Origin of the sequence: Intestinimonas sp. RTP31139st1_F5_RTP31139_211217, assembly GCF_040226735.1 — a bacterium.
GTDB lineage: Bacteria > Bacillota > Clostridia > Oscillospirales > Oscillospiraceae > Intestinimonas > Intestinimonas butyriciproducens.
In genome coordinates this window covers 40141-60768 of sequence record NZ_JBCOAQ010000010.1, presented here as the reverse complement: position 1 = coordinate 60768, position 20628 = coordinate 40141, and the positions used below count along the sequence as shown (strand labels likewise).

General features: G+C 60.1%; 23 protein-coding genes, 1 other RNA gene, 1 pseudogene and 1 other annotated feature. Of the genes and pseudogenes, 17 read left to right on the top strand and 8 right to left on the bottom strand.

Annotated elements, in window-relative coordinates:
* Positions 1–13: 13 nt before the first annotated feature.
* On the bottom strand, positions 14–466 hold the full coding sequence (locus ABUA09_RS08910; RefSeq protein ID WP_195969921.1) for a hypothetical protein: 453 nt from the start codon (positions 464–466) through the stop codon (positions 14–16).
* Positions 467–673: 207 nt separating this feature from the next.
* Between ABUA09_RS08910 and ABUA09_RS08905 the strand changes: the two genes are divergently transcribed.
* A complete protein-coding gene (locus ABUA09_RS08905; protein ID WP_195614903.1) occupies positions 674–1900 on the top strand; it encodes an MFS transporter in 1227 nt (408 codons plus the stop codon).
* Positions 1901–2032: 132 nt separating this feature from the next.
* On the opposite strand, the pseudogene ABUA09_RS08900 reads toward ABUA09_RS08905, so the two are convergent.
* Positions 2033–2281, bottom strand: a pseudogene (locus ABUA09_RS08900) (transposase); the annotation flags it as partial.
* Between the two features lie 124 nt (positions 2282–2405).
* Positions 2406–5111, bottom strand: coding sequence for a transglycosylase domain-containing protein (locus tag ABUA09_RS08895; protein WP_195969920.1), 2706 nt, complete (start codon positions 5109–5111; stop codon positions 2406–2408).
* 301 nt (positions 5112–5412) lie between these two features.
* On the opposite strand from ABUA09_RS08895, the gene ABUA09_RS08890 reads away from it, so the two are divergent.
* From ABUA09_RS08890 to ABUA09_RS08865, 6 genes are all read left to right on the top strand, one after another.
* Positions 5413–5718, top strand: a complete 306-nt coding sequence (locus tag ABUA09_RS08890; RefSeq protein ID WP_033119317.1) for a DUF1292 domain-containing protein — start codon at positions 5413–5415, stop codon at positions 5716–5718.
* Between the two features lie 15 nt (positions 5719–5733).
* A non-coding RNA gene (ssrS, locus tag ABUA09_RS08885) (6S RNA) lies at positions 5734–5939 on the top strand.
* 387 nt (positions 5940–6326) lie between these two features.
* Positions 6327–7838, top strand: coding sequence for a peptidylprolyl isomerase (locus ABUA09_RS08880; RefSeq protein WP_195969919.1), 1512 nt, complete (start codon positions 6327–6329; stop codon positions 7836–7838).
* 204 nt (positions 7839–8042) lie between these two features.
* Positions 8043–8756: a tRNA threonylcarbamoyladenosine dehydratase gene (locus tag ABUA09_RS08875; RefSeq protein WP_033119316.1), complete on the top strand. Its 714-nt coding sequence runs from the start codon at positions 8043–8045 to the stop codon at positions 8754–8756.
* A 223-nt stretch (positions 8757–8979) separates the two neighbouring features.
* The gene (locus ABUA09_RS08870) at positions 8980–9348 is read left to right on the top strand and encodes a sulfite exporter TauE/SafE family protein (protein WP_033119315.1); all 369 of its coding nucleotides are present in this window, start codon (positions 8980–8982) and stop codon (positions 9346–9348) included.
* Complete coding sequence (locus ABUA09_RS08865) at positions 9345–9707, top strand: sulfite exporter TauE/SafE family protein (protein ID WP_033119314.1); 363 nt, start codon at positions 9345–9347, stop codon at positions 9705–9707. The genes ABUA09_RS08870 and ABUA09_RS08865 overlap by 4 nt, the downstream gene beginning before the upstream one ends.
* Before the next feature lie 12 nt (positions 9708–9719).
* Here the strand turns inward: ABUA09_RS08865 and ABUA09_RS08860 are convergent, their stop codons facing one another.
* On the bottom strand, positions 9720–10016 hold the full coding sequence (locus ABUA09_RS08860) for a putative quinol monooxygenase (protein ID WP_033119313.1): 297 nt from the start codon (positions 10014–10016) through the stop codon (positions 9720–9722).
* A 66-nt stretch (positions 10017–10082) separates the two neighbouring features.
* Complete coding sequence (gene ruvX / locus ABUA09_RS08855) at positions 10083–10502, bottom strand: Holliday junction resolvase RuvX (protein WP_058117985.1); 420 nt, start codon at positions 10500–10502, stop codon at positions 10083–10085.
* A gap of 329 nt (positions 10503–10831) precedes the next feature.
* On the opposite strand from ruvX, the gene rpmG reads away from it, so the two are divergent.
* From rpmG to rplL, 7 genes are all read left to right on the top strand, one after another.
* The gene (gene rpmG / locus ABUA09_RS08850; protein ID WP_033119311.1) at positions 10832–10996 is read left to right on the top strand and encodes a 50S ribosomal protein L33; all 165 of its coding nucleotides are present in this window, start codon (positions 10832–10834) and stop codon (positions 10994–10996) included.
* Positions 10997–11038: 42 nt separating this feature from the next.
* Entirely contained in the window at positions 11039–11365 is a 327-nt protein-coding gene (gene secE / locus ABUA09_RS08845) for a preprotein translocase subunit SecE (RefSeq protein WP_195973959.1), read from the top strand.
* Positions 11366–11377: 12 nt separating this feature from the next.
* On the top strand, positions 11378–11902 hold the full coding sequence (gene nusG, locus ABUA09_RS08840) for a transcription termination/antitermination protein NusG (protein ID WP_033119309.1): 525 nt from the start codon (positions 11378–11380) through the stop codon (positions 11900–11902).
* 139 nt (positions 11903–12041) lie between these two features.
* The gene (gene rplK, locus ABUA09_RS08835) at positions 12042–12467 is read left to right on the top strand and encodes a 50S ribosomal protein L11 (RefSeq protein ID WP_033119308.1); all 426 of its coding nucleotides are present in this window, start codon (positions 12042–12044) and stop codon (positions 12465–12467) included.
* Between the two features lie 18 nt (positions 12468–12485).
* Positions 12486–13178 carry a 50S ribosomal protein L1 gene (gene rplA / locus ABUA09_RS08830; protein ID WP_058117986.1) on the top strand — a complete coding sequence of 231 codons (693 nt, stop codon included), beginning with the start codon at positions 12486–12488 and terminating at the stop codon, positions 13176–13178.
* Positions 13179–13259: 81 nt separating this feature from the next.
* Positions 13260–13387 (top strand) — a sequence feature (ribosomal protein L10 leader region).
* 64 nt (positions 13388–13451) lie between these two features.
* The gene (gene rplJ, locus ABUA09_RS08825) at positions 13452–13979 is read left to right on the top strand and encodes a 50S ribosomal protein L10 (RefSeq protein ID WP_033119306.1); all 528 of its coding nucleotides are present in this window, start codon (positions 13452–13454) and stop codon (positions 13977–13979) included.
* Positions 13980–14031: 52 nt separating this feature from the next.
* Complete coding sequence (gene rplL / locus ABUA09_RS08820; protein ID WP_033119305.1) at positions 14032–14406, top strand: 50S ribosomal protein L7/L12; 375 nt, start codon at positions 14032–14034, stop codon at positions 14404–14406.
* 59 nt (positions 14407–14465) lie between these two features.
* Here the strand turns inward: rplL and ABUA09_RS08815 are convergent, their stop codons facing one another.
* From ABUA09_RS08815 to ABUA09_RS08805, 3 genes are all read right to left on the bottom strand, one after another.
* Positions 14466–15185 (bottom strand): 5'-methylthioadenosine/S-adenosylhomocysteine nucleosidase, encoded by a 720-nt coding sequence (locus ABUA09_RS08815; protein WP_052082913.1) that lies wholly within the window; start codon positions 15183–15185, stop codon positions 14466–14468.
* The gene (locus ABUA09_RS08810) at positions 15182–15739 is read right to left on the bottom strand and encodes a phosphatase PAP2 family protein (RefSeq protein ID WP_058117989.1); all 558 of its coding nucleotides are present in this window, start codon (positions 15737–15739) and stop codon (positions 15182–15184) included. The genes ABUA09_RS08815 and ABUA09_RS08810 overlap by 4 nt, the downstream gene beginning before the upstream one ends.
* An 87-nt stretch (positions 15740–15826) precedes the next feature.
* The gene (locus ABUA09_RS08805) at positions 15827–16357 is read right to left on the bottom strand and encodes a DUF4330 domain-containing protein (protein ID WP_207742847.1); all 531 of its coding nucleotides are present in this window, start codon (positions 16355–16357) and stop codon (positions 15827–15829) included.
* A 113-nt stretch (positions 16358–16470) separates the two neighbouring features.
* Between ABUA09_RS08805 and csaB the strand changes: the two genes are divergently transcribed.
* The 3 genes from csaB to purE all read left to right on the top strand — a co-directional run bounded on the left by csaB (position 16471) and on the right by purE (position 20627).
* A complete protein-coding gene (gene csaB, locus ABUA09_RS08800) occupies positions 16471–18705 on the top strand; it encodes a polysaccharide pyruvyl transferase CsaB (RefSeq protein WP_058117990.1) in 2235 nt (744 codons plus the stop codon).
* 13 nt (positions 18706–18718) lie between these two features.
* Positions 18719–19810 (top strand): glycosyltransferase family protein, encoded by a 1092-nt coding sequence (locus tag ABUA09_RS08795; RefSeq protein WP_167546171.1) that lies wholly within the window; start codon positions 18719–18721, stop codon positions 19808–19810.
* Positions 19811–20132: 322 nt separating this feature from the next.
* Complete coding sequence (purE, locus tag ABUA09_RS08790; RefSeq protein ID WP_033119301.1) at positions 20133–20627, top strand: 5-(carboxyamino)imidazole ribonucleotide mutase; 495 nt, start codon at positions 20133–20135, stop codon at positions 20625–20627.
* Position 20628 lies beyond the last annotated feature (1 nt).

The window sequence follows — 20628 nt, the reverse complement described above, 5'->3', positions numbered from 1 at the left end:
CGCGCTCATTTTCTCATTCCGCCGGCGCGATGCTGCCCAACTCCAGCACGGGGGTATCCCCCAGAAAGCCGGGCCGCCCCTTGGCCTCCTCTATGGTCCGGCAGAAGTAGGCGTAGAGGTCTGACTGCCGGTATTCTGTGTAGGGATAGCCCTCCAGGGGATAGTCATAGTCCAGGGTGAGATATCCTTTTTTTTCCAGCTCCAGCAGCATGGCGCCGGTCTCCTTCACCCACTCCATGGACTCCTCCGGGCCGCGCAGATAGACCGGCGCCAGAGCCACCGAAGAGAAGTCGTCCTCCCGGCTGCTCTCTATCAGGAATCTCGCCACCGGCAAAAAGTGGTGGTGTTCCAGCTCGTGGAGGAAAGCCGTCTGGGCCTCCGTCAGCCCTCCTCCGTGAGGATGCAGGGAATGGTGTTCCTGGTGGTGCCCACAGCTGCAGTTGCAGTGCTCCTGGTGTTCATGCATAGGGATTCTCCTTTTTTGTTTTTTCCATCATACCGGCCTTTTCTCCCGCTGTCAAGGCGCCTGAGCCGCGAGGCCGCGGTCCGAAGCGGCTTTCGCCTGCGGGAGCCGTCCGTTTTCACCGGCGGTCCCCTTGACATAGCCCGCAGGCCATGGTATGATAGCCGTCCTCTCAGTCCTCCTACTCTTATTTTTCTAGGAGGTGTTTTTTTGATCTCACATTGGAAACGCAAGTTCGTGGTGTTATGGGTGGGCCAAGCCTGCTCCATCTTTACCAGCATGCTCTCTCAGTATGCCCTCATCTGGTATCTGACCGACCGGACAGGCTCTCCCGCGGTACTCTCCATGGCCATGCTGTGCGGCATGCTTCCCCAAGGGGTCCTGTCGCTGTTCACCGGCTCCTTTGCCGACCGGTTCGACCGCCGGTATATCATGGCCATTGCCGACGGAGCCATCGGCATCGTCTCCCTGTTCCTTGCGCTGGCGGCAGCGGGCGGGACGCTGTCCACCGGTCCCATTCTTCTGGCACTGGCCCTCAGGAGCGTGGGCAGCGCCTTTCACAGCCCATGTATTCAGGCGGTCACGCCTCTGCTGGCGCCGCCCGACGCCTTATCCAGATGCGCCGGCTGGTCCCAGGGGATTCAGACCGTATCCATGCTCCTCTCTCCGGCGGCGGCCGCAGTCCTGTACGATTTGGTCGTCCGGGAAAGCCTCCCCCTCTCCGCCGTTCTCCTGCTGGACACGGCGGGCGCCGCCTTTGCTGTCCTGGCTCTGGCCGCCGCCCGCCTCCCCGTCCTGCGTGTGGGAGATCCCGGCCGCAGGCTCCGCATCTGGCGGGACACCCGGGAGGGCTTCGCCATCCTCCGCGCCAAGCGATGGCTGTGGGAACTTTGCCTCATCTGCGCCCTTTTTTCTGTGGCCTTTCTTCCGCTGTCCGCTCTCTTTCCCCTCATGAGTATGGACTATTTCGGCGGGGATTCCGCCGCGGCCGCCCTTGTGGAAACGGCCTTCTCCGTTGGGATGCTGACGGGCTCCGTCATTCTGGGCGTCTGGGGCGGTACGAAGGATAAAATCGTCACCATGGTCGCCTCAGAGCTGGTTCTGGGTGTGGTTCTGGTGGCTGCCGGGCTGCTGCCGCCCACCGGTTTCTGGGTCTTCGCCGGGCTCTCCCTGCTCATGGGGCTCTCATGTCCCTTTTTCAACTCTGAATTCATGGCCTTGATCCAGGAGAAAGTGGAGCCGGAATACCTAGGCCGGGTGTTGGGCCTCTCAGGCGCCATCATGACACTGGCCTCCCCTCTGGGCCTCGTGGCTACGGCTCTTTTCGCCGAATATACCGGCATCACCGTATGGTTTCTCATCGGCGGAATCGTCACGTTGGTCTGCGGCGGGCTCACCCTCGCCCTGCCCGCCGTCCGGACATGCGACCGGGCATAAGGCCAACCCCTCCGGCTAAGCCAGAGGCTTGAGTAGGCCCTATAAGGGCCTGATACGGACAAAGCCCCTTAAGGAGCCCCGAAATGTTTGCCGACTGCATTTCTTTCTCGGGCCGCCTTTTAAGGGGTTTCTTTACGCCTTCTTGTTCTCGCGACCCGTAAACGGGTCAACAAACTCTTTTAAGGCTGGTCTGCTATTTGGTCCGAGGCCGACTGATTACGGATTTACTCTGCTATCTGCTTTTTATTCTGTCCCACCGTATCTATATAATATCCTCTGGCCCAAAAATGCCGGTTCCCATACTTAATATTCCAAATTCGCATGCCGGTCAAATGTCATCAGGCTGCTTCTCCCGTTCAAATATCCCATTATCTGCGATACAATATCCCTCTAAGCTATTTTTACCCCCGGCATAGCCGCGGCATGTCTTTGGTACCGCCAATTCAAAAAAGGCCCGCCGCTCCTCATCGGAGCGGCGGGCCTTTTCCAGTTTTCTGTTATCCTGTCAGCCGCCCGCCGGAATAAACGGCTCATCTGTCTCCTCGCCGGGCGTCACCGTGGGCGATGCAGCCGGCGGCACAGGCGTGACTTCCGGTGTCTCCTCGGCTCCTCCGGAGGGAGTCGGCGTGGGAGTCACCTGGGCGCCGTGATTGGGCCAAGTGCTGGGGTCAAAGGGATTAAAGTTGTTGTAATCCTCTACGCTGTCAAAGTCCTCCACCCCGGGCCAGGTGGTCGGATCATAGGGATCGATCTCCACAGGCGTGGTTTCCTTCGGCTCTTCCGTGGACTGTGCGGTGGTATGGACATCGCAGTAAGCCGCCGCGCCAAGGGCATCCAGATGTCCGGTGGTGAATTCATTGTCTTTTACGGTGACCGAGGCTGCGGCCCCCTCCCGGGCAATGTCCAAGATGCTGACCACCCGCTTGCTCTCCTCCGGGCAGAATTCTCTGGCCAAATGGTACATGCCGGTGGGCTCTCCACTGGCATTCAGCAGAGGGGAATCCAGGCAGACGGTCCGGTCCACGTGGACGTCGCAGAACTCGGTGGGCTCGTCCCCCCGGACAAAGGTGAGGGTCGTCAGCCGTGCGTCCTCCCCCACCCGCGCATCGTGGCGGCAGGCATCGGTGGGCAGAAGCCCGCTGTCCAGACAGACGGTCTTCTGCACCAGCCCGGCTGCGGGCTCCGGGAAGCTGGCGTTCTCCAGTCCCTGGTGGATCGCGCTCATCACCTTGTTCCAGATCACGGCCGACTGCTGCTGGAGGGATGAACTCATCCGCTCCGGCTGATCGTAGCCGCTCCAGACCGCCGCAGTATAATAGGGCGTGTAGCCCGCGAAATAGAGGTCCTTCCGGCTGCTGGTGGTGCCGGTCTTACCCGCCATGGTCATGCCGTCGAAGCGGGCATAGGTGCCAGTACCGTTGATCATGGCGTTGCGGAGCATATAGTTGATATACCAGGCGGTGGAGTCCTTCATGGCAATGGAGCTCTCCTGCTCATTATCCAAAAGCACAGTCACACCGTCGTCCGCCACCACCTTGGTGTAGGTCCTGGGGGCGATATAGACTCCGCCCCTGGGGAAGGAGGCATAGGCCGCCGCCATTTCCAGGGTGGTGATACCATCGGTAAGACCGCCCAGGGCCAGCGGCGCGATGTCGATGTCGGAGTACACCGTTCCGTTGGACTCGCGCCGGATCACCAGATGATCCGTGCTGAAGCCGAGGTTCTGGGTCAAAAAGTCAAAGGAAAGCTGAGGGGTGATATAGTCCCCCATGATCTTGACCGCCAGCGTATTCACCGAGTTCTGGAGTCCCGTATACACATTGGTCAGTCCCCGGTAGGCACCGAAGGAGTTCACAGGCCAGGCCGCGCCGTTGGTGCCGTTGTTGTTGTAGGGTGAGTCGTCAATGACGGTAGCCGGCGTGATCAGGCCGTATTCCAGCGCCGGCGCATAGACCGCCAAAGGCTTGATGGCCGAGCCGGGCTGCCGCTGGGAGAGGGCGCGGTTGAGCAGCAGGCTCCCGCTCTTTTCTCCCACACCGCCCGCCACAGCGACCACATTCCCGGTCTCATTGTCGATAACGGTAATCGCCGACTGGAGCTGCTGGCCAGTGCTGGAGTCATGGTTGAAGTTCTCCAGATTCTGATACACCTCATCCACACAGGCCTGGACCTTGGGATTGAAGCAGGAATAGATCTTCAAGCCGCCGCTGTAGACCATCTGGGTGGCCACCTGCTCCGACCAGTCCTGGCTCGCCTGGAGGTCGGCGATGACATCCCGGATGAGCTGATCCTCGTAATAGGTATAGGCCGTAGTGGATTTTTCACCGTCTCCCCGGACAAAGACCAGCTCTTCCGCCGCAGCGGCCGCCTTCTCCTCCTCGGTGATATAGCCCAGCTCACACATCTTGTAGAGGACCAGTTCCTGCCGCTCTTTGTTGCGCTCCTTGCTCCGCTCCGAGATATAGGGGTCATAGGCGGAGGGGTTGTTGGTGATACTGATGAGGCTGGCGCTCTCGGCAAGGCTCAGTTCAGACACCGGCTTGCCGAAATAGGTATAGGAGGCGGTGCCCACACCGTAGCAACTCTCTCCCAGATAGATGTAGTTGAGATACATCTCCAGGATTTCCTCCTTGGAGTAATTCCGCTCAAATTCCAGGGCCCGAAAAATCTCCAGGATCTTCCGCTTCACCGTCACCTCGTCGTTATCGGTCATGTTTTTGATGAGCTGCTGGGTCAGAGTAGAGCCTCCGTAGGTGTCCTTCATACCCAGGAACATATTGACGAAGGCGCCGGCGGTCCGCTTCCAGTCCACACCGTGATGGGTCCAGAACCGCTCATCCTCAATGGATACGACCGCCGCGATGAGGTGTTCGGGGATCTCGTCATAGTCCACCAGCACCCGGTTCTCCTCTCCGTGGAGGGTCCGCAGTTCTTTCTCCTCGCCGGTATCCGGATCGGTATAGTAAATGGTGGAGGACAGGTTCATAGTGAACGCCCGGGCGTCCACATAGGTCTGGGGTAGGATCACCGTTTTGATGTAGACCGCCGCAAAGCAGGCCAGGATAGCGCCGGTGGTGATGGCGATCAGGAGCAGGGTGCCCAGCACTTTTCCCACCCCGAGGGCAACGCCTGCGCCGCTGACCCTGCGCTGTCTGCGCCGCCGGGGCGTCTCCCCGCCCGCGCTGCTGTTGTGATTCGTCGTTTCTGCCAAATGAAAAACCTCCGTTCCCGGCCCGCGGGCCGCACGGTCATCTGTATGTCTTCTCCGTCCATCGCTCCCCCCGCCACGCCACAGCGGCTGGGGATCATACGAACCTGCCCTTGGCGCGAAGCGGCGCTCCAAGGGCATGACAATTATCATTATAGTAGAATTTTCGTCATTTGTCCACCCTAATATTTTACATTTTTTGGTCTTTCAGGCATTGATAAAAATTTGGCGTGTCCCTCTCTTGCATTTTTCCTGCGCGGAGGGTACAATAAGGCCAGACAAAAGGAAGGACGGTGTCCAATCCATGAGTGAAGAATTCGGCGGCAATTTCGTCAGCCTGACCGATGAGGACGGCAACGAAATCGAGCTTGAGCACCTGGATACCATTGAGTACAACGGCTCGGTCTACATGGCCTTTTTCCCCGTGGAAGAGGCCGACGAGGAGGGCGAGGCTCCCCAGGATGAGGATGAGGAAGCCGGTCTCATCATCCTGAAGGTGGTCATGCAGGACGGCGAGGAACAGCTCTCCACACTGGACAGCGAAGAGGAGCTGGAGGAGGTCTATCAACAGTTTATGGAGTCCCTGTTCGAGGAAGAGGACGGGGAATAGACGGGCATTCCCAAGTTTCTCCTGCTCGGTGCGTGATGGTTTCTTTTTAAACCCACATCTCTGAAACGGGACGCCCCCACTCGTGCCGTGGATTGCAGGCCTCCCGGCGCGCCCTTTTGGGGCGCCGCCGGAAGTTGGAAGCAGTAAAGCGGCGCGGAGGCGACCCACCTGCCATTTCGTGCAGGTTTTAATCAGGGCCACACGGCCAGAGCGGGAGATTTTCATAAATGACTGTCCGCCCTTCTCATCGGGAAGGGTGGATTTTTATTGTCCGGACGGCGCAGAATAACCGTGAACAAACTGTAAAAAGTGCGCGGGTCGAAGACCGTGCCGTGTGTCTCAAGTAAAAAAGGGAAATCCATGTAAGCGGTGGAGAACGGCCCCCGTTTTCATGTTCTCTCTGGCCTTCCGGGGGAAGAGGCACCCTTTTTCAGGATTCCAAAAGGCTGCAAAGGCCCATTTTTGATGTGACGCGCAGGTGTGCGAAAACCACCTGATTTGCCTGTTTTCCGCCTGTAGACACCAGATTGGGACTTGCAAGCCGCGGCGCTTTCCTGTATAATGCAACATTGAGTCACAAGCATTTAATGAGAGGACTGAATATTGAAATGAGCGCTTCCAGAGAAAAGAAACAGCGCCAAGTCTCCACTGCCAACGGCCCCAGCGACAAGCAGCGCCGTGAAATGGAGGAGGCGCAGAAGGTCCGCAGCAAGACCATCCTCTATACGGTGGTGGGCATCGTCATCGCAGTGCTGGTCATCGCCCTCCTGGTGTGGAACTCCGGCATCTTTGAAAAGAACAAGGTCGTCGCCACCGTGGGGGACCAGGATTACACCGTCACCGAACTGGGCTTCTATTTCTACCCCAGCTATAACTATATGGCCAATCTGTTCGGCGGCACTGTGGACGCGGATACCGCCGCCTCCATCCGCCAGCAGGCCCTCGACTCCCTCCATCAGTACGCCGCGCTGTACACCGCTGCGCTGAAGGACGGCTACACCGTCGACGACAATATCCAGGCTCAGGTGGACGGCTCTGTGGAGCAGATCCGCAACTATGCCGCCCAGAACGGCACCACTTTCTCGGTCTATCTCCGCAGTTCTTACGGCCCTTATATGACGGAGAAGGTCCTGCGGGAATGTCTGACCCAACAGGCCGTGGCCAACGCCTATTACAGCGACCACGCAGACTCCCTCACCTATGACAAGGCCCAGCTTGAGAGCTATTACGACGAGCACAAGGACGAGCTGGACAGCTTCACCTATTCCGCCGCCTTCATCAACGGAGAGGCCGTCTCCTCTACCGATGCCGACGGTAACACCGTCGATCCCACCGACGCCGAGAAGGCCACCGCCATGTCCGTGGCCAAGGCCACAGCGGAAGATCTTGCCCAGCAGGCAGAGGCCGGCGGCGATTTCGACGCGTTGGCGGAGGAGTTTGCCGGTCGGGACGACAAGTCCTCCTTCAAGGCGGAGACGACCGCCCTCGGCTCCGCCTTGACCAGCGCGCTCAATGCCGACTGTACCGCTTGGCTCACCGACGCCGCCCGCGAGAGCGGGGACATCACCACCATCGAGGTTGCCGACAGCGGCTACTGGGTGGTGAAGTTCGTGAACCGTTTCCTGAATGAGGACAGCTACGGCAGTGCGGATATCCGCCACATCCTGGTGCTTGCCGACGTGGCCGACGGCGAGACCACACCCACGCAGGAGGCTATGGACGCCGCCAAGGCGGAGGCACAGCGCATCCTAGACGAATTCGCCGCCGGCGAGCAGACGCCCGAGGCCTTTGGCGAGCTGGCAAAACAGTACTCCGAGGACCCCGGTTCCAAGGATAGCGGCGGTCTCTACGCCGGCGTGACACCCACCACCTCCTTCTTTACCGGCTTCCTCGACTGGATCTTTGCCGACGGCCGTCAGATCGGAGACACCGGTCTGGTGGAGAACACACAGGAGGGCCAGAGCGGCTGGCACGTCATGTATTTGCAGGATCACACCGTGGCCTGGGCCGCCACCGCCAACAGCACGCTGAAGAGCAATGACCTGAGCGCCTGGCTGGAGGAGCTGCAAGCGACCTACGCCATGACCACCAACGACGCCAACGCGGCTCTGGTGGGCTGAGAACATCGCTTTTCCCCCGGAGGCCTCCGTCTCCGGGGGAAGTTTTATTCTGCGGGGCCGGACGGGAGGCGCTCGGACCGCCTTGCGGCGGCACAGCCGCGGGCCCGCGGCGTGCACGGCCGGGCAGCCGGCCCGCGAACACGCAGATTTCATCTGCTTCTGTCGCGCATGGATGCGCGCGAAGCTTTCTTTAGGAGGCTTTCTATGGACGACCGCTTTCTTCGTATCCAAATGCTTCTGGGCAGCCCTGCCATGGAGCGGCTCGCCGAGGTCCATGTCTGCGTCTTGGGCCTCGGCGGCGTGGGGAGCTGGTGCGCCGAGGCGCTGGCCCGCTCCGGCGTCGGAGCGCTTACCCTGATGGATCAGGATACCGTGGACCGCTCCAATCTGAACCGCCAGGCCGAGGCGCTTGAGTCCACCCTAGGTATGCCCAAAGCTGAGGCGATGGCCGCCCGCGTGCTGGATGTAAATCCCCACTGCCGGGTCAGACCCATCCGCGGGCGGTACGAATCCGCTTCCCGCGAGGCCTTTTTCTCCGTCAGGTACGACTATGTGGTGGACGCCATCGATTTGGTCTCCTGTAAGCTGGACCTGATCGAAACCGCACTAGCCCGAAACCTCCCCATCATCTCCGCCCTGGGGACCGGAAATAAGCTGGACGCCTCCCTTCTGCGGGTGTCCGACATCTCCAAGACCGAGGGCTGCCCCTTGGCCAGGGTGATCCGCAAAGAGTTGCGTGCCCGCGGGATTCACCACCACAAGGTGGTCTGGTCTCCTGAGGAGGCCCGCAAGCCAGATCAGCCCGAGGCGCCCCCTCCGGGCCGCCGCAGCGTCCCGGCCAGCGCGGTGTGGGTCCCCGCCACGGCGGGGCTTCTGCTCGCCGGCGAGGTGGTCATGGACCTGACCGGAATCCGATAAAAGGAAAAATCCCGTGGATCGCGGCGGGCCGTCCCGCCTCATGTCCCTGTTTCTCGTATAGCGGACCATACACGCCTCCCCTCGGCTGTCTCTGTGCCCCATCCGCGGCCCCGAGCCGCAGGGCGCTTGGCGCCGTATCACTGCCAGAGCCTCGTGAAACGCGGACACAGGCATAAAAACATCCCTTCACTGGCAAACTAAAGCCAATGGAGGGATGTTTTTTATGTCTAGGAAACAGGTCTGGCTTGCCCCTGCCGTAGCCGGTGGGCTGGCGGGGATTGCCAACGGCTTTTTCGGCGGAGGAGGAGGAATGGTCCTGGTGCCTCTGCTCACCGCGCGGTGCGGTCTGGACCAGCGCAGGGCCTTTGCCACCTCAGTGGCCATCATCCTGCCCTTATGCGTCCTCTCATCGGTGATCTATCTCTTTCGCGGCGGCCTCGACCTGGCGGTGGCCCTCCCCTATCTGGCCGGCGGGCTGGCCGGTGGCTTTCTGGGCGGACGGCTGTTTCAAAAGCTGAATATGGACTGGCTGCGCCGCGCCTTTGCCCTACTCATTCTCTACGGCGGCTTCAAGTCGCTCTTCGGCCTGTGAGCTGGTTGATGTCCGCCCTGGCCGGAGCCGTGACCGGCGTGCTCTCCGGCTTCGGCGTGGGCGGCGGCACACTGCTGCTGATCTATATGACCGCCTTCGCCGGTGTGGAGCAGCACCTGGCACAGGGGATCAACCTGCTCTATTTTCTCCCCACCGCCGCCACGGCCCTGCCCGCCCACATCAAAAACGGCTATGTGGACAAGAAAACGGCGATGCCCGCCATCCTCGCCGGACTGGCTGGCACCGCCGCTGCGGCCTGGGTGGCAACCACCTTGGACGTTCATTTGCTGCGGCGCTTTTTCGGCGCCTTTCTGATCTATATCGGAGTACGAGAGCTGTTCCGCCGCCCCAGAGCTTAGGATCGCCTGCAATCAGACGAAAAACTTCTCCACAACGGTCTCTTCGATGTATTTCGCCTTGACCGCTTTCACCTTTGCCATGTTGGGATTGGCCACGTGGCCGCTCAGGCACTCTTTATCCCGCCACTTTTCCAGCAGAAAGAGATTCCCATCGTCCTCCTCAGGAATGAAATAAGCATACAGGAGACAGCCCTCTTCGCTTCGCACGGCCTCCAGCAGTCCGCTCTCCCGCATCTCCCTGAGAAAGTCCGCCCGCTTACCCGGTTTCATGGTGTACGTCACATTGTTTACGATGCTTCCCTTTTCCATTTCTGATTGCTCCTTTATTTTATTTCTCAGGCTCTGTATGCCTCAGCAGGGTGCGCGCGCTTTCCGTCAGCCCTGCGTCCGCTTCCTCGTCAGATATCCCTCTAAGATCAGCGACGCCGCCACCGCATCCACGGTTTTCTTATGGCTCTTCATTTTTTTCCCCGCTGTATGGAGGATATCGTGGGCCTCGATGGTGGTCCGCCGCTCATCCCACAGCACCGGCTCCAGCCCCGTTGCTTCCCGGAGCCGCTCGGCAAAGCCGCGATATCGCTCCGCCCGCGGCCCCTCTGTGCCGTCCATGTTCCGGGGGAACCCCATAACCAGCTCTTCCACCCCATACTCGCCCGCCAGCCGTGCCACCTCCGTCGCCACAAGGTCCGGCTTCCGGCTCTGGATGACGGTGGTATATCCCGCCAACAGCCCCGTAGGGTCTGAAACGGCCACGCCTGTTCTGGCATCTCCGTAGTCAATCGCCATGATCCGCATCTGATCACACGTCCTTTCCCTATATCACTATAGCGTCTTTCCCGTTTCCCTGTCAATCTCCAATTTCCCGCTTGACTTTCTGAAAAGCCTGTGATAATCTATCTATACCTATGAAAAAGGGCTCTTTTTTTGTGCGCATTTTTACGGTGTAATGGGCACAAACCCTTCCCCTCCTCAGGAGAACATAGGGAGGCAGACGATGCCGAAACCTACCGTGTTTTTAGATTGGGCGCGCAGACGCGCGTCTTGGGGAAAACGCTGCTGGGATTCGGTATAGCCGGACCCCGGCATTTTTGTTGGGTCCGAACGATTGAAGGAGGTGCCGAAACATGGCAAAAGCCGGTGCGCGGGTGAAGATCACCCTCAGATGCTCCGAGTGCAAACAGCGCAACTACGTCACCAATAAGAACAAGAAGAACACTCCCGACCGTCTGGAAAGAAACAAATACTGCCCCTTCTGCAGGAAGCACACGCTCCACACCGAGACCAAGTGATGATCATTGCGGAAGTGTCACAAGAAAGAAGGGTGAAACTGTATGTCTGAGAACGAGAAGATCGAGAAGACCGGCGCGGACTTGGAGGCTGCTCAGGCCCCCGCAAAGCCTGCCAAGGCTGCGGATAAGAAAGCTGCCAAGGCTGAAAAGAAGGACGCCAAGCCCGGCTTCTTCCAGCGTATCGCCCGGTGGTTCCGCGAGATGAAGAGCGAACTGAAGAAGGTCGTGTGGCCCACGCCCAAGCAGACCGTCAACAACACCGTGATCGTCATCATTTGTGTCATTGTCGTCGGTATCTGCATTTGGGTCTTCGACTGGCTGGCCGGTGAGATCGTCAGAGCCCTGCTCCGCCTGTTTGGAAAGGTTTAAGGGGCGCGGATCATGGCTGATAGCGCGAAGTGGTATGTGGTCCACACCTATTCCGGGTATGAGAACACCGTAAAAGCCACCATCGAAAAGCACGTGGAAAACCGCAACATGCACGACCTGATCCATGAGGTCAAAATCCCCCTGGAGACTGTCACCGAGATCACCGACAACGGTCCTAAGACCGTGGAGCGCAAGGTGTTCCCCGGCTATGTGCTGGTAAAAATGGTGATGACGGACGAGACGTGGCACCTGGTACGCAATGTGCGGGGCGCCACCGGCTTCGTGGGCTCCGGTAACAAGGCTATCCCCCTCACCGAGGAGGAGATCGCCGCCCTCGGCGTGGAGAAGCGCGAGGTCGTGGTCTCCTATCAGGTGGGCGACACCGTAAAGATCACCGACGGCGCCTTGGAGTCCTTCCTGGGCACGGTCGAAGAGATCGATCTGGATCACAGCAAGGTCCGCGTGGTCGTGTCCATGTTCGGCCGGGAAACCCCGGTGGAGCTAGAGCTCGATCAAGTGGAGCTGATCCAGCAGTAAGTTCCGGGCGGCCAAAGTGCCGCCGCGCTACTCCCCCGAATCTGTATGGCCGGCCCCGGGCCGGTCGCTCCCCCAGCACGTGGGAGGGATCTGAAACAGGGTCCCGTCCAACCACATTCATTCGTAGGAGGTGCTCATTGTGGCACAGAAAGTAACTGGTTACGTAAAACTGCAGATCCCGGCCGGCAAGGCGACTCCCGCTCCTCCCGTTGGCCCCGCTCTGGGACAGCACGGCGTCAATATCGCCGCCTTCACCAAGGAATTCAACGAGCGGACCAAGAACGATGCGGGCCTCATCATCCCCGTCATCATCACCGTCTACGCCGACCGTTCCTTCACCTTCGTCACCAAGACCCCTCCCGCTGCCGTCCTCATCAAGAAGGCCTGCGGTATCGAGTCCGGCTCCGGCGTACCCAACAAGACTAAGGTCGCCGTTCTGAAGAAGGACGATCTGCGCAAGATCGCCGAGACCAAGATGCCCGACCTGAATGCCGCCACCATCGAGGCGGCCATGAGCATGGTCGCCGGTACCGCCCGCTCCATGGGCGTGACCGTGGAAGAGTAAGGGAAGGAGGTAGAAACGATGTTTAGAGGCAAGAAGTATACCGATTCTGCCAAGCAGATCGACAAATCCATGCTGTATGATACCGCCGACGCCATGGAGTTGATCGTAAAGACCGCTCCGGCCAAGTTCGACGAGACCGTGGAACTCCATGTGAAGCTGGGCGTTGACTCCCGTCATGCCGACCAACAGGTCCGTGGCGCCATCGTGCTGCCCCACGGCACCGGCAAGACGCAGCGCGTGCTGGTCTTTGCCAAGGGCGACAAGGCCGAGGCCGCCAAGGCCGCAGGCGCCGATTTTGTCGGCGAGATGGATATGGTCCAGAAGATCCAGTCCGAAAACTGGTTCGACTATGACGTCGTGGTCGCCACTCCCGATATGATGGGCGTGGTTGGCCGTCTGGGTAAGGTCCTGGGCCCCAAGGGCCTGATGCCCTCCCCCAAGGCCGGCACCGTGACCCCCGATGTGGCCAAGGCCATCACCGAGATCAAGGCCGGTAAGGTCGAGTATCGTCTGGACAAGACCAACATCATCCACTGCCCCATCGGCAAGGTCTCTTTTGGTGCGGAAAAGCTCACCGAGAACTTTACCGCTCTGATGGGCGCTATCATCAAGGCCAAGCCCGCCGCCGCCAAGGGCCAGTATATCAAGAGCTGCGTCGTCGCCTCCACCATGGGCCCCGGCGTAAAGGTCAACGGCGCCAAGCTGATGTAACCCTTTTGGGTAACATCCCCGCGCAGGACGACAAAAAATCGGTCCCGGACAGGTTTTGCTTGACAAGGCCTGTCCGGACTGATATAATATTTTTTGTATTCAGAGACAGCAGGTGGCTTCGCGCCATAATTCCTGCCGAGAATGCAGTATATGTGTTTGCTTATGCTGTTTTGTGTCTTTGGATGCAAAGCAGCATTTTGTTTTGTTTTTTCCGCCGGTGCGGAAAGAACGGGCATCTGCCTGCTGTAGATTTTTTCTGGAGGTGAATTCCACATGCCTAACGCAAAGATTCTCAGTGAGAAGCAGGCCGTCGTGGCCGAGCTGACCGAGAAGCTCAAGAGCGCCGCCAGCGGCGTTCTGGTGGACTACAAGGGTATCACCGTGGCTGAAGACACCGCCCTGCGCGCCGAGTGCCGCAAGAATGAGGTGGACTATGCCGTTGTGAAGAACACCCTGGTCCGCTTCGCCATCAACAGTGTCGGTATGGAGGAGATGGACGGCGCCCTCAACGGCACCACGTCCCTGGCCGTCAGCCATGGAGACCCCATCGCTCCCATGCGCGTCATCAACAAGTTTGCCAAGCAGTTCAACGGCTCCAAGTTCGCCATCAAGGCCGGCTTCATGGACGGCAAGGTTCTGTCCCTGGAGGAGATCAACGCTCTGGCTGAACTGCCCAGCAAGGAGGTCCTGCAGGCTCAGGTCCTGGGCACTATGCTGGCTCCCATCACCAGCCTGGCCATCGTCGTGAAGGCCATCTGCGAGCAGAAGGGCGGCTCTGTCGAGGCCCCCGCCGCGGAGTAAGCTCCGCACCCATTTTACTGATTTGAAATGTAATTTTAGGAGGTAACATATCATGGCTTCTGAGAAAATCACTGCCCTCATCGAAGAGGTTAAGGGTCTGACCGTTCTGGAGCTCTCCGAGCTGGTTCACGCTCTGGAGGAGGAGTTCGGCGTGTCCGCTGCCGCTATGGCCGCTCCCGCTGCCGGCGGCGCTGCCGCTCCCGCCGCGGAGGAGAAGACCGAGTTTGACGTGGTGCTGGCTGAGATCGGCGCCGAGAAGATCAAGGTCATCAAGGCCGTCCGCGAGATCACCGGTCTGGGCCTGGCCGAGGCCAAGGCTCTGGTCGAGTCCGCCCCCAAGGCCATCAAGGAGGGCGTCTCCAAGGACGACGCCGAGGAGCTGAAGAAGAAGCTGGAGGACGTCGGCGCCAAGGTGGAGCTGAAGTAAGCTTTTTTCTCATTGGAAAACGGGCCGCGTACCTGATCGGTACGCGGCCCGTTTCTTTCTCAAAGGACCTTTTCGCTTGTCAGCGCATCCAATATGAATGACTGAAGGCGCACGCCCACCTCTCTCTGATAGGGCTCCCCGGTGAGCTCATTGTTGGAGATGATCCGCAGCCCTATACAGGGTGTCCCAAAGCGATGACAAAGCTGGTATGAGGCAATGCTCTCCATATCCTCACACCGCTCTCCCGCGTGCTCCCGCAGCCAGAGGATGCGGTCATGCTCCCGGTTGAATATATCCCCGCCGCCCAGACGGCCGGATGCTTTTCCCCCTCCGGCATAGGCTGCGGCCTCAAACCGGGCCAGCCATACCGGGTCCGAGGCATAGACCAGCGGCTCCGCCCCGTCGTAGGGATCATGGAACTCCCATTCCGACGCATCATATCCCTCCCCCCGCCCGCGCGGAGGGGTTTTCAAATTGTGGATGTGGATGCAGCTCTCCCCCACCACGATATCCCCCACGTGGAGGCTCTCACAGTGGGAGCCGGCAATCCCCTGATTGATCACCACCCGGGGATGAAACTTCTCAATGCCCACCGCTGTGGCCCCCGCGGCGTATATGGTGCCGATCCCCGTCCGGCTCACGGTCAAGTCCAGCCCCTGGAAATCTCCCCTCCAAAATTGGAACCCTCCCCAGGAAAAGGCCTCCGGGCGCTCCAGGCGGGAGACGAGCCAGTCCGTCTCCACTTCCATGGCCCCCTGGATCAGGACCGGCCCGCTCATTGCGATCTCTCCTCTCTCTTTCGGTCCACCCACTGGCTCCCCTGCAAAGACAGCCACGCACAGGAAAGGCCCACCGCACAGCCCGCCAGCACATCACTGGGAAAGTGGACGCCCACATAGAGCCTCGAAAAGCCCATCAATACCGCCTGGGCAATGCAGAGTCCCTTCAACCACCGCTTTTTCGCATAACGGGCCCAGGTCGCTCCGGCCGCAAAAGCGGCGCAGGTATGGCCGGAGGGGAAGGAGTTGGGATCATGCTCCGCTACCAGACGTGTGAGCCCCTCTACCACCAGCCAGGGCCGCACGCGCCCCACCAAGTGCTTGAGCACAATGTTGGTGCACAGCAGCCCGAACAGCATGGCCACCAGGGCCCAGAACCCGGCCCGCCTCGCCTTGGGGAAAAGGAGCATTCCCCCGGAGACCACCAGCCACACGAGTCCCGCATTCCCCAGTTGTGTAAATGCAGAAAAAAAGGTGTCCAATACGGGACACCGTAGCCATTCCTGTATCCAGAGCAGGGCCGCCTCATCCAAGGCTTGGATCATTTCCAGCATGAGTTCCCTCCATATCCGTCGATTTCCTTTTTGTTCTCCAAACAAGAGAAGGGCGGGGGCCGGCCCCCGCCCTTCTCACTTCCGCAATCATGCCGCCGGCGTCTCCGCCGTGCAAGTGGTGATCACACCGTTGTTGAGCTCAAAGTGGACCGTTTTGACAATGTGGGTCTTGCCGATCCGGACCTCCTGGGTGCCCACCTCATTGATGACATTGTTCACCACGTTGGCCTTGATGGTGAAGGTGAGGTCCAACGTGTCGTCGTTTACCGGGAAGGTTAGCTTGTTTCCGTTCACATCCGTCATGGTGAGCCCGTCGTCATGGGGCGCGTCCGTTACGCTTATCACCCAGGCGTCCACCATGGAGCCATTGGCCATGAGCTGGTCGCCGGTGCCGTTCTCGCCGGGGACATAGGCCTTGATGCCCTCATAGACCTCGGGGTCCACCCCCTTGACCTCTACGGTATAGGTGAGGACCGTGTGCTGCGCACCTACCGCGCCGTCCTTGGCCAAGACCTTGAACACCACTAAAACAACCGCCACCAGCAACAGCACAATGACCAACAGGTCAATGATATTCAGCTTTCCGAAGAGTTTCCCCTTCTCGTCCACCACTTTCATGTCGCGCCTCCGTATTTCTTTTCTTTGGCAGCGTCCGGCATTTCCGTTGACCGGACCATGCAAGCATTGTATAATATTTTCAGTTATGATTCAAGTACTTTTTGGAGGCCATCATGAAAGTCATCCATCTCATCAGCGGCGGTGACAGCGGCGGCGCGAAAACCCACGTGCTCTCCCTGCTGCAAAATCTCTCCCGGACCATTGACGTGACGATGGTCTGTTTTTTGGAGGGCCCCTTTGCTCAAGAGGCTCGGGAACTGGACATTCGCACCGAGGTCTACCCCGGGCGGAACGTCCTGCACACCCTGCGCCTGCTCCAAAAAAAAATCAGGACTGAGGGATACGATCTCATCCACTGCCACGGCGCCCGCGGCAATATGATGGGCGCCATGCTCCGCCGCTCCACCGGTCTCCCTGTGGTCACCACCGTCCACTCCGATTACCGGCTGGACTATTTGGGCCGCCCCTTCTCCCGTATCAGCTACGGCACGGTAAATACCATCGCCCTGCGCTTTCTGGATTACCGCATCGGCGTCTCCGACGCCATGGTGGACCTGCTGATCTCACGGGGATTTGATCCGGACAAGCTCTTTGCCATTTACAACGGCATCGACTTTACCCTGCCTCCTCCCGCCATGGATCGGACGGCCTATTACAGGTCCGTGGGACTGAACGCCGATGACGACTCTGTGGTGGTGGGGATCGCCGCCCGCCTCAATCCGGTCAAAGACATCGCCACGTTGATCCGCGGCTTTGCCCGGGCACACGCGTCCTGTCCGAACCTCCGCCTCCTCATCGCCGGAGACGGCGAACAGCGCGCCATGCTGGAGGGGCTGGCCCGGGACCTCGGTGTAGCCCCCTTCGTCTGCTTCGCCGGCTGGATCTCCGACACCAATACCTTTTACCAGTCCATCGATATCAATACCCTCACCTCCCTCTCCGAGACCTTTCCCTATGCTCTCACTGAGGGCGCGCGCGCCTGCCTGCCCACCGTCAGCTCCAGAGTGGGCGGCGTCCCCTATCTCATCGACCACGGGGTCAACGGCCTTCTGTTCTCTCCCGGCGACGCCGATGAGCTCGCCCGCCACCTGATCACACTGGCCCGCGACCCCGTCCAGCGGCAGCATTTGGGCTGCCGCCTGCGTCAGAAAGGCGTGGAGGAGTACTCCCTGGAATCTACGGTCAGACGCCAGCTTGAGATCTATCAGATCGTGCTCCGCCGGAAGGACCGCAGAGGCACTGTGGGCCGCCGGGATGGCGCCCTGGTCTGCGGCGCCTATGGGCGCGGAAACGCCGGTGACGACGCCATTCTGGAGGCCATCGTACGGGAGCTCCGTCAGATTGACCCCGACCTTCCGGTCTGGGTCCTTTCCAGGCGCCCGGACGAGACCCGCATGACCTACCGCGTCAACTCCATCTATACCTTCGGCTTCCCCAAATTTCTCCGGCGCATGGGCAGGACCCGGCTCTATATCAACGGTGGGGGCTCCCTCATGCAGGACGTCACCTCCCGCCGCTCCCTGTGGTTCTATCTCTTCACCATCTCAGCCGCCAAAAAGCTGGGCAACCGGGTGCTGATGTACGGCTGTGGCATCGGCCCCATCCACTATCCCTCCAACCGCCGCCTGTGCGCCAGGGTCCTGGAGCGCAACGTGGATATGATCACTCTCCGGGACACCCACTCCCTTACCGAGCTGGAGGACATGGGCATTAACCACCCCGAGGTCCTCCTCTCCTCCGATCCCACGGTGATCCTTCCCGCCGCGCGGCCGGAGGTCATCGACGGCATGCTGGAAAGCCGTGGCCTGGATCCCAAAGGCAGATATATCGGCTTTACGCTGCGGCCCTGGCCCGGCTACGAAGAAAAGGCGGAACTCTTTGGCCGGGCGGCCGACTATGCCTGGGAAACTTATGGCCTCACCCCGGTTTTTCTTCCCATCGAAAAACGGCTGGACGTAGGCGCATGTCAGAAGGCCGCCGCCCACATGAAAGCCCCGCACTATATTTTTGAGGACACCGGTGCTTCCGACCACACCATCGGGCTCTTTGCACGGATGCAGGTGGTGGTGTCCATGCGCCTCCATGCCCTGGTCTTCTCCGCGGGCCAGGGGGTCCCTCTGGTGGGCGTGGTATACGATCAGAAAATCAGCTCCTTCCTGAATTACATTGGACAGGACCTCTTCACCGATCTGAACGACGTGACCTATGAGGGGCTCTGCGCTCATATCGACGCGGCGGTGAAGCGCATCGGAGACACGGAATTTTTGTCCGGCGGGGTGGACCGACTGCGCCAGGTCGAGCGCCGCAACAGCCAAGCGGCCGAGAAGCTGCTGCGGCTGGGCCGCTGATCCTGTTTCCGAGGTGACTCCCTTGAAGCCATATATCGTTCTCTCCACCGAGCCGTGGAGATCCACCCCCACCCGGACCCAACAGCTCACCACTCGTCTTCGGGACGGTGAGGTTCTCTTTTTCGAGCCGTTCCATGGAAACGGGCCCGGGCACAAGGCCCCCGGACGGCGGGTACGCCCCAATGTGACCGTCTATACCCTACCCCCGGTCCGGCCGCTCCCGGAACAGGCGGAGCTGCTCCGCCGCCGGCTGTGGCGCAGGCAGGCCGACTTCATTCAGAGGACGGCCTCCCGGCATCGGTTTCGGGACGCAGTCCTCTGGACCACCTGCCCCGATCAGGTCCATCTGCTGGACTTTCTCTCCTTTCAGGGCCTGATCTACGACTGTGACACCGACTGGTCCTCCCTTCCGCTCCAATGGGAGGGAGACCTAGCTGCTGAGGCCGATGTGATCTTCGCCGCCTCCCCGGGACTCGTGGACCGGCTTTCCCCCTGTAATTCCAATATCGCTCTCCTTCCCAACGGGGTCAACTATCCCATGTTTGCCCGAACCGGCCTGGACGTGCCGCCGGAACTGCGGGATATCCGCGGCCCTGTACTGGGTTGGGTCGGCGGTCTCACCCCGGATCTGGACCTGGCCCCTGTGGAGTACGCGGCCGGGGAACACCCCGACTGGACCTTTGTGCTGGTGGGTCGGGTGGGGGAAAATCCCCGGCTGGGCTACCTGGAGGAGCTGGGCAACGTACGCCTGACGGGCCGCCACCCCATGGTGGATATCCCCGACTATGTGGGCCGCTTCGACGTCTGCCTGGACCTGCGCCGCCGGCGCCATGAGGACAGCGACGTGACGCCCCGCCGCATCTATGAATACCTCTCCACCGGAAAGCCCATCGTCTCCCTGCTCTCTCCCGACCAGGTGGAGGAGTTTCCCGACGTCATCTATGGCGCCCACACGCTGGAAGAATACTGCCGCATGTGCGAGCGCGCCCTGACCGAGGACCCTGCCTGGGTCTCTCCCCGGCGACGGGACTATGGCGCCGCCGCCGCCTGGTCCCGCCGGGCCGAAGAGGTCCGTCGGATTCTCAAGGCCATTGGTTTGGCCTGACCTGCGCTCCCCTCTTCTCCGCCCGGAGGACAAAAAGAATTCTTTACAATCCCTCCACCCCTTTTTTACCCCTGCTTGTACAAGCATACGAAAATGTTCCTCCGCCCTTGCAATCCCCGGCGAACTTCGATATATTTAAACCAATATGGGACGGGGGTGCGATGATGACCATCTCAGCCAGTATGGATCACTGCGGCGGGTTTTTCATGCTTCAGGGCACCAATGCGTCCACTTCAAACGAGTAACCAATCCAGGCCATCCGCATATCGGATGGCCTGATTCTTTTTTTGTTTATCTAAAAAATATGTATTGGGAGGTTCCTATGCGTAAGAAAGTCGCCGTGATCATGGGCTCCGACAGCGATCTGGAGACCATGAAACCCTGCATTGCCCGGCTCAAATCCTTTGATATTCCCGTCGAAGTCCGGGTCATCTCCGCCCACCGCACCCCCGCCGCCGCCGAACAGTTCGCCTCCGCCGCCAAGGAAAACGGATTCGGCGCCATCATTGCCGCCGCCGGAAAGGCCGCTCACCTGGCCGGTGTTCTGGCGGCCTACACCACTCTGCCCGTGATCGGCGTACCCATCAAGACCTCCTTGATGGGCGGCCTGGACTCTCTCCTCTCCATGGTGCAGATGCCCAAGGGTATTCCTGTGGCCTGTGTGGCCGTGGACGGCGCGGACAACGCCGCCATCCTGTCCGCCCAGATGCTGGCCCTCTCCGACAGCGATCTGGCGGACCGTCTCACCCGGTTTAAATCCGATATGGCGCAAGAGGTCGCCCAAAAAGATCAAAAAATGCAGAGGGAGGAATTTTAAT